The 10,105-nt window shown below is 36.2% G+C and carries 5 protein-coding genes; 1 reads left to right on the top strand and 4 read right to left on the bottom strand.

All coding sequences use genetic code 11. The features are described from left to right. Positions 1–161 precede the first annotated feature (161 nt). Positions 162–1,805 carry a hydroxylamine reductase gene (gene hcp, locus AC1VAQ_RS20200; RefSeq protein WP_334306951.1) on the top strand — a complete coding sequence of 548 codons (1,644 nt, stop codon included), beginning with the start codon at positions 162–164 and terminating at the stop codon, positions 1,803–1,805. 148 nt (positions 1,806–1,953) lie between these two features. On the opposite strand, the gene AC1VAQ_RS20195 is transcribed toward hcp, so the two are convergent. From AC1VAQ_RS20195 to AC1VAQ_RS20180, 4 genes are all read right to left on the bottom strand, one after another. Then, positions 1,954–2,424, bottom strand: coding sequence for a hypothetical protein (locus AC1VAQ_RS20195; protein WP_302597445.1), 471 nt, complete (start codon positions 2,422–2,424; stop codon positions 1,954–1,956). A 66-nt stretch (positions 2,425–2,490) separates the two neighbouring features. Further along, complete coding sequence (locus tag AC1VAQ_RS20190; protein ID WP_302597447.1) at positions 2,491–3,345, bottom strand: DUF368 domain-containing protein; 855 nt, start codon at positions 3,343–3,345, stop codon at positions 2,491–2,493. A gap of 109 nt (positions 3,346–3,454) precedes the next feature. Next, positions 3,455–7,441 carry a coiled-coil domain-containing protein gene (locus AC1VAQ_RS20185; RefSeq protein WP_479904463.1) on the bottom strand — a complete coding sequence of 1,329 codons (3,987 nt, stop codon included), beginning with the start codon at positions 7,439–7,441 and terminating at the stop codon, positions 3,455–3,457. Continuing rightward, positions 7,425–9,860 (bottom strand): efflux RND transporter permease subunit, encoded by a 2,436-nt coding sequence (locus tag AC1VAQ_RS20180; RefSeq protein ID WP_302597449.1) that lies wholly within the window; start codon positions 9,858–9,860, stop codon positions 7,425–7,427. Before AC1VAQ_RS20180 ends, AC1VAQ_RS20185 begins: the two co-directional genes overlap by 17 nt. Positions 9,861–10,105: the final 245 nt, after the last annotated feature.

The following is a 10,105-nucleotide window of genomic DNA, read 5'->3' as shown; positions in this document are numbered from 1 at the left end:
ATTTTTATTATTTTTGTTACTGGAAAGATTTAGTTTTAAGTTTACGCTTATGATTCAGAATAATATATCCTCTAATTTGACACTATATGTATATGATTTATTTGTATTTATAAATTATTATTTTTCTTACTAAAAGGAGGTTGTATATATTGGATTATCCTATGTTTTGTTACCAATGTGAACAAACAGCTGGTGGCAAAGGATGTACTAAATTAGGGGTTTGTGGAAAAACTCCAGAAGTCGCAAATCTACAAGACTTACTTATTTATCAGTTAAAGGGAATCAGCTGTTATGCTGTACCTCTTATTGAACGCGGCGAACTCATTGATAAAGAAATCGTCAAATTCGTAGAAGATTGTCTTTTTACTACTTTAACCAATGTTAACTTTGATGCAGAAGTTCATATAGAACTGCTTAAAAAATCACAACAAATCAAAGAAGAACTCCGTCAAAAAGCACCTATGGATATTGAATACCCTGAGTTTGCTACTTATAACTTAAGTAATACAAGAGAACAGATGTTAGCAGACTCAAAACGTGCCGGTATTATGTTTGATAAAGACTTAAATGAAGATATTCGTTCCTTAAGACAAACGATGGTTTATGGCCTTAAAGGGATTAGTGCTTATGGTCATCAAGCACGTTTCCTTAATTATTACAATGATCAGGTTGATCAGTTTTACTTTAGAGCCTTAGAAACAGCTACTAAAGATGATATTTCTGTAGAAGAAATGATTAGATGGGTCATGCGCACAGGCGACATGAGTATTCAAGTTATGAAAACTTTAGATGAAGCCAATACAGAATGCTTTAAAAATCCTAGTCCTCATACAGTAAATGTGCATATCAAAAAAGGACCTTTTATTATTGTCTCAGGCCATGATCTTAAAGATTTATATATGCTTCTCGAGCAAACAGAAGGTAAGGGCATCAACATCTATACGCATGGTGAAATGCTTCCTGCACATGGTTATCCTGAACTTAAAAAGTTTAAGCATCTTGTCGGTAACTTCGGTGGTGCTTGGCAAGATCAACAAACTCAGTTTAATGGCATTCCTGGTTGTATCTTAATGACCACAAACTGTTTAATGCGCCCTCGTGAAACTTATAAAGACCGCATCTTTACCACAAATACTGTAGGTTGGGACGGTGTACAATTCATTCCTACACTTGAAGATAATACAAAAGACTTTACCCCTATTATTGAAAAAGCACTTGAACTCGGTGGTTTCGAAGAAGACCAAGCGCCACATGAAATTACTGTAGGCTTTGGACATCATGCTACCCTTTCTCATGCCGAAGAAATCGTCAAAGCTGTCAAAGAAGGTAAGATTCGTCACTTCTTCGTTATCGGTGGCTGTGATGGGGCAAGGCCGGGACGTAACTACTATACTGAGTTTGCTAAAAAAGTTCCTGATGATTGCATCATTCTTACACTTGCTTGCGGTAAATATCGCTTTAATAAATTAGATTTTGGTACAGTAGCTGGTCTTCCAAGGCTTCTAGATGTCGGTCAATGTAATGATGTCTATTCAGCTGTTGCCATTGCCACCGCACTTGCCGATGCCTTTGAAACAGATGTAAATGGCTTACCTCTTTCTATTATTTTATCTTGGTATGAACAAAAGGCTGTAGCTGATTTATTAGCCCTTCTTTCATTAGGTGTAAAACGTATTTATCTTGGACCATCTTTGCCTGCTTTCTTAAGCCCTAGAGTCTTGCAATATCTTGTAGATACCTTCAATCTTACACCTATCAGTACCCCTGATGAAGACCTAAAAACTTGCTTAAAACAATGTCTGTAAAATCTTTAAACACATATTATTATCGCCAATGAATTAAGTAAAGTCATTGTAACTATTATTAAATAGCATATAACAGTCTTTTAAATGTAAAAAAAGAGGAAGTCATGCGAATTAATTTCGTATGACTTCCTCTTTCTTTATCTTAAATTTAGCTTATTAAGCGTTCCAGCCAGTCTAACTTCTGTGCAGCCGTATTCATATCATAGTAAAATCTTTCAAGGGCTTCAAACCTTACAGTCTTATCATCTGAATTCATGTAAATCAGCAGTTCATCATAAGCATTCTTGTAAAAATGTGTTACAATTAATAGCATCGTAGCATTTCTGCTATCAACACTTCCATAGTTTAGAGTATTATTGTACTCCTCAATTTGCTTTTGCAGTCCTACAATATCTTTTAGCTGCTGATCTATTCTTCTTTGATTCTCCTGTAACTCCTGCTTACTTAGTTGCGCACCTATTACAAGTTCTGCAATATAGTATATATTATCTTTAAAAATATCACTTTGTGCTATATACTCTTTAATGATTTGATTGTTCTGAGCGCTTGCACTCGCATAAGACATATTAGGAATTGCCAACAACACTATCAAGAAGATACTGATAATCTTTGTTTTCATCTGTCTACTTCCTTCCTTTGATAAGGTTTACATGCTAAAATTATCTTCGCTAATATCTACAGTATTCTACTCCTTCTTTATCGTTCGATATTCCTTGATGCCTTGTAAGCTTAGGACTATGAGCCCTCCAATCAGGAAAAATATAATACTGAAATTAGAAAAATTAATAGGTAAATGATTACCCTCTATAGTTGTAGGTCCCATGCAAATCGCATATAGAGAACCTAACATTAAGCCCAAAATAGTATAAATGGTCTGGCTACGATAATGTCTTAGAGCATTTTTCACCAGCTTAATAACTAAAATAATCCCCGTTAATACGCCTAGTCCAAATATAACAACCACAGGCAATGCCTTAAAATTTAATTTAATAAGCTCTTTAATAGCATTCATAATAGGCAAGTAAAGGCCAAAAATAAGAAGTAGGGTAGAGCCTGATATTCCTGGTAAAATCATTGCTGAAATCGCCACCATTGCGACTACAAATACATAAATGGCTAACCCTATACTAAGGCGCGTTAAATCAACAACCTTTCCACCGCCTGAAACTGGATTAAAATACGTAATAGCTCCTACAATGACAACTCCTATCACCGTAAAAATCAAATTTAAATAGTGCCCCTTAAGTACTTCCTTCTCTTCTTTCAAGATAAGTGGAATGGAAAAGACAATAAAGCCTAAAAACAAAGAGCTTACAGCATAAATATTCTTTTCAAATACAGTCGTTAAGATTAATACCGCCATAATAAAACCTATGATCCAGCCTACCCCAAGGTTCACCAAGAACCGCAGAGCCTTTATCCTCGTTTCCCGTCTTCTAGAAAACAGATTACTGAGTGAATTAATAAAATCATCATAAAAACCAAGTAAAAAAGCGATGGTTCCTCCTGATACCCCAGGCACACTATCTGCCAGGGCCATTAAGAAACCACCTATGAAAATCAAGATCATTTCGAGTCTCCCTCTATCCATATTATCGTTTGACTTATATCTTGATTATTTTAACCACTTTTTAGTATTTCTATTACATTTAGGATTCTGACCCCTTATTTAACCCTATCTGCTTTGTCTTTCTCTTCTTAAATCCTACAGTAATCCCTAAAAGCATAATCAGTACGCCGCCTATTAATGTAACAATCTCCTTTAAAAAGCTTTGATGCTCTATACAAAAGATACTACTATTGCCTTCCATACTAACAACTGCATAGCTACCGTTTTTCTTGGCATTGATTTTCTTCCATGTACCATCTTCTTGATAGACATAAATATTATTTTTGCCCTTCTCACCAACTAATAAACGTAATTCATAGGGGTTGCTTGTTGCCTTAGCTGCTTGATCTTGTGAAGAAACACCTAGATTTGTATCCGCAATAGTAACTTCCCATACTTTTGCATTGCTGCTCACATCTTTAGGTGGTACAACATCCGCATTTGTTACACTTAATACTGCATCTGCGCCAAAGGCTCCTTTTATTAATGCCACTGCCCTATCATCTTCACTTGTCGTACTTTCAACTACAGTTGTATATGGTGTATAAATAGCCTCTAGTGTTGCACTAAAAGTCAAGGCACTATAGTCAAATTTAGGCCAGCTTCCATAATAACCTGCTTTTTCAGGAATCTGTGGAAGCTCATTTTCACTGATACTTTCACCAAATTTAAAAGGTATCTCCCCTACTCTCTCGCCATCAGCCATGAAGGTTAACGATAAAGAAGTAAATTCTTTTGGGAGATTGGGTGCTTTGATAAACTCTTCATAGGAAATAGGGGTTGCCTTTCCTGCATAACTAATGTTATCAATGGCTGCAATACCGCGGTCTACAAAGTAATTATCGCTTTGCTCACTTATCTGTTCAACTGCACCTGCTATCGCTCCTACGCTTTCTGAATATGCCTCAACTTCCACCATTGCATAATTATGTGTCAACTTGGTGCCATAGCCTACAATACCACCTACATTTTTACCTCCAGACAGTACACACATCGCAAAGCTATCCAGGATATGACTATATGATGCGCCTGCCACACCGCCTATATAATCCCCATCATTACTTTGTATCTTGCCATATCCCATACAACTTATAACAGAACCCAAGTCCATGCGTCCTACAATACCACCCACATAGTTTTTCTTAGAAATAACACTTCCTTTATTCACACATTCTCTCACAACAGCTCGCGTTAAATACTGAAACTTTGCAGATGTATCTCCCTTCTTGGTCACATCATCTTCAGGGTCAAAATCATATTCTATGGCCATAGAACCTGTAACGCCACCAACATTCACATCGCCTTGAATTTCACCTTCATTTGTACACTTTGCTAATTTGCCTTGGGTATTATTATTCGTATCTTGATCTGAAATATCTTCATGATATTCACTTAAATCTCCATCTAACGCTTCATTATCTATAGTTGCATCTATTAATAGGTTAATAACAATATAAAGCTGATCACTTACACTTTTTAGGTCTGAAACAATGATGTCATTGTTTTCACGCATTACATCATTCAAAAGCCCTAAGCTATTAGAAACATTGTTTAAAGAGCCTTTTAAATCATCTGTTGTTTGAATATAGTTACTATCAATATTCGGAAATGTAATAGTTGGTTTTGCTGCTAAATCTGATATAAGGCTATGAATTTCCTCCGCGACATCCGAGCCTTTTATGCTGACGGTATGTAAACTGTCTAAGGTCTCTTTTATTTTCGAAGTTACATCATCTGCTGACTTGGCAGTATCTTGAAACTTATCAACTGCTACTTTTACACTATCGATTACCTTATCTGTATTTTTAGCTGCTGTTATAAGCTTATCTACTGCTTCTTCTAATAAATCCATAGCTGACTGTAATTTTTTAAGCTGTATCTGATTATTTACTTCATTAAGTGCCTTTTGAATCTCAGAAATGCTACTAGATACATCGCCTATAGCTGCTCCCATATTCTTTAAGGCGTCACTTAGCTTCTTTTTAATTTGCTCAAGTTCTCCACTGTCATTATTATCTTTGAGGCCTTCTAATGCCTTAGTAATCTTCTTACTCGCTTCATTTAATTTTCCTAAGGCATCTTGAAGTTTTTTAAGTCCTTCTTTTATCTTTTGACGGGCTGCCTCACTTTCCGCATTGGAAGTTGCTTTTTGAAGGTCTTCTATTGCTGCCTCCACGTCTTCCATCCCTTCTTGTAGCGCGCTTGTACCTTCTTGAATCTCTTGAATCACAGCTTCTATATCCGTACCTGTAATATCATCCTTATTAATTGCTCCTAAAGCATTTTCTAGGTGATTCATGGCACTTACAAATTTAGCAGATACAGCTTGTAAATTATTAAACGCTGATGTAATATCCCCTTCATCCATTGCCTTTAATAACTCACCTACAGCTCCTATCACCTCATCAGTTGCACTACTTACTTCTTCTAAAGCCTTACTAACTTCTTCTAACCCCGTCACAAGGTCATTCCATTCTTTCTCTTCTTTTATCCATTGCTTCAGCTCATTCATAGCCTCTTTAAAGTCATTTACCCCGTTGCTCATTTTAGAAAAACTATCAGCTAAAGCTTCAAAACCTTTAGAAAGTGCATTTAAAGCATCTGCCATCTTATCCTGATCCCCAATACTGCTATTTAGGTCACTCATGGCATCAGAAATAGCTTCCATTGCTTTTGTATAATCTTTTCCATTATCCTGAAAATTATCTAAGACATCTTGCAGCTTATCAAGGACTTGTTGCCCCTTATCTGAAGTCACTTCAATAGCTGAAGTAGCCTCTCTTAATTCATCTACTGCCACACTTATGTCATCACCCATTGTACGAGCTTTATCTAAGATAGGCACTAAATCGTCTAAAGTACTGCTTACCCTTGCACTTAAATCATTGACACTATCCATGGTACCATTGTAAAGTGTTTCAGTTTGTCTTACTAAAGAGCTAGTAGAATCAATGGCTGAATCTACATAGGACTTGGTGTTATTTAACTGTGTTGATATATCATTAGAGTAACTACTTGTATCTGCAATCGCCTTATTCATGAGACTCTGTAATTTATTGAGCTCATCTTGCAAACTCCCTAATTTACCTTCTGAAAACTGAAGTGTAATATAAGGCTCAATTTGTCCTGCTATGCCCCCTACATCCTTACGGCCATACACCTCGCCATAATTTACACACGCATTCACATATCCTGATTGTCTTCCTACAATGCCGCCTACGTTATAGCCAATATGCTGATAACCTATCACACCTTGATTTTCACAGCCTTGAATAATGCCTGTGGAAAAACCTACTATGCCTCCTACATCTGTGTTAGATTTAATATTTTCTGATGCATTTAAGTGCTCTTTATCAAGATTTTCTATACTTTCAAGTGTCACATCCACCTCACTCACTGCATTATTAACCTTAGCTTTATTGGTACTTATTAAAATAGTGCCTAGATTTTCTCCTACTATTCCACCTACGTAATGCGTTCCTGTCACAATACCTTGGGCTACCACGCCAATGATTTTTCCATTTGCTTCATTAATGCCTGCTATGCCTCCTATGTAACTTTCACCATTTACATTCCCTATAAAATTACAATCCTTAATCGTCCCGGCATTTTGTCCTGCTATGCCGCCTACTATTTTCTTGGTTCCACTGGTGCTAGCATTTCCTTTAAGTGTCAGGTTCTTAACCATGCCGCCTTCTTCTATATAACGGAAAAAGCCCTGAGCCTGACCCTTGCCTTCTATACTAAGGCCACTTAATGTATAGCCGCCACCATCAAATTCTCCTCCAAAAATGGGAATGCCATTGAAGCCACTACCAGAAAGGTCAATGTCATTCATAAGCTTTATATACTTTCCTTGACTCCAGGTATCAAGTTTGCATTTTTCTGCTAAACTCATTAAATCTTCTACGGTGTGAAGCTCTATACTTTTAAGCTCTGCTCCAAAAAGAGTTATGCCATTTCCAAATACAGAAAAGACCATACATATTACTACAAGATAAGCTGTCCATTTATTTTTTCTCGTCATCTTCGGCTACCTCCCTTTTCTCGCCATCTACTGCCACACTTAATGTCCCTTGAATCTGTCCTTTAAAGTCGCCATCAATCATACCAGATACGTATCCTTTTACGCGTCCATCAATAGCAAGGTTTCCTTTCTGTCCGCGGCTATGATCTGGCAAGGTAATCGTAAAGGCTGTTTTTTCAATAAGAAAATCACCTAACAATAACAGTTGTGGTAAAACACTCATAACCAGAATAATTGAAATAGAAGTTCCACGGCCTAAACACAGTCCAATAGAAGAAATCGCCTCATCGGAAGATAAAAATCCGATAAATACACCTGCTGCTGCTAGGATGCAGCCTGAAGTAATAATAGTTGGAAATGATTCATTTAAAGCTTCAACAACTGCCTCTTTCTTTGGCATAGAGCGCTTAAGTTCCTGATATCTATTAGTAATAACAATAGCGTAGTCAATATTGGCGCCCATTTGAATAGAACTTACAATAAGGTAACTTAAGAAGAACATATTATTTCCTGCTAAAACCGGCTCTGAGAAGTTCATCCATATACTACCTTCAATAATCATCATCAGCAAAATAGGTAGCCCTGCTGATTGGAAAGTAAAGATTAGAATCACTGTTACAAATAAAGCTGATAAAATATTAATAATCATATTATCTCTTACGAAGCTGGAACTTAAGTCATAGTCACTAGTAGAATCCCCTACCACATAGCCACCTTCTGCATAATATTTATTAATAATTTCATGAAGCCCATCAATGGCTCTAAAGGTCTCTTCTCCTTCTTCATCTAAACTTGTATGTAATAAAATACGGCTATAATTTTCACCTTTAAGTTGAAGTTTAGCATCTACTAACTCTTCATGAATATCTTCAATTTCGTCATTCATTTCATCATCTAATGTGACATATCCCTCTTCTTTCTGCTCATAAAGGAAGTCAAACATATCTATAAGCGGCACGCTATAATGATCAATGCCCGCTACAATTTTTCCATAGCTTTCTTCCTTAGCTGCATAAGCTGAATATAAAATATTCGCCACCTCAATATCTAAGTCTGTCAACTCTGCAAACTGACGAGGTGATAACGCCTCTGTAAGGATATAGCCATCCATCGCCTCTGTATTCGCTAGACCTTGAACAGAATCTACAAAGGAAAGCCCTTCTATCTCACGAATCATTTTTTCTTCTGCTGTATAGTTACCTGTAGGCACCATAATAACAACTAGATTATCACTACCAAATGTTTCATTAATCTTCTTCTTAGAAATCTGCAAATCATTCTTTTTAATCGTTGAAAGTGTTGAATAACCATATACATAGTGACATTTATTAGATAATACAAGACTTACAACTAATATCACCAAAAAGATGGGTGGAATAATAAAACGTGTTTTTACACTAAATTTACCCCAAAGTGTAATATTCGGTACGAAATTCTTATGGTGCGTTTTATCAATCCAAGGTGAAAATAAGAGTAAGAGCCCGGGCATTAAAGTAAACACAGATAACAAGCTAAATAAAATTGCTTTAATTAGTACCCTACCAAGGTCAAATCCTAATTGGAATTGCATAAACATCAGGGCAACCATACCTGAAATAGTTGTTAAACTAGATGATGCAATCTCTGGAATAGCCTTACTAAGTGCTGTAATAACAGCTTCTCTAGGTGCCATCAGCTCACGTTCTTCCGTATAACGGTGGCATAAGATAATCGCATAGTCAATGGCCAATGCTAGCTGCAATACAACAGCAATCGAATTGGATACGAAAGAGATTTCACCACATAAGAAGTTCGTCCCCATATTCAAAAGTGCAGCAGCGCCAAAAGTAATCAGCAAAACAGGGATTTCCATATACGTCTGACTTGTAAATAAAAGCACACTTAAAATAATGACAATAACAATTACCATAACAGTATTCATCTCATTTTGAATAAGCTCTGCTTTTCCTGCACCTACTACGCTTGAAATATATGTATCATAGCCTTGAAGCTTATCCTTCATACTGTTCATAGCCACAACACTAATATCATCTGTTTCTCTTCCCTCAAAGGTTACCTTAAATAGGGCACTAGCATCTTTATAATGTTCAGTCGTCTCATCAAAATCTACTGACTTAATTCCTTTAATTGTAGCCAGTTCATCAGCTATTTGCTTGGCCTTTTCAAAGGAAACATTATCAACCATCACATCTGCCATACCATATGTCATGAACTCATCATTCATAATGCTTAGCCCTTGTCTTGTCTGCGTCGTATCTGGCAAATACTGCGTAATATCATCATTTACCTTAACCCAGCTAGAAGAAATAGCACAAAAAATCATAGCTATAATAAATGCCAAAAACATTCCTTTTCGTTTATCTACAATAAAGGTTGCCATCTTCTCCATAAAACTCTTCTTTTCCTTTTCTTCCTTCAAATTTAGTCCCCTCCTACTTAGTCATTCTCTGATGCTTGCTATCATTATAAGCTCTAGAGAAACCAACTAAAAACTTGAAATATGCATGTAGGTCAATAGGTTTCTCTCAATGATTTCACATGACTAAAAACTATAAATAACTAAAATTTATAGAGAAACCAACTAAAACCTTAAAATATACATGTAGGTTAATAGGTTTCTCTCAATGATTTCACATGACTAAAAACTATAAATAACTAAAATTT

The sequence above is a fragment of the Cellulosilyticum sp. genome, assembly GCF_982396655.1.
This window is presented reverse-complemented; position numbering and strand designations above follow the sequence as displayed.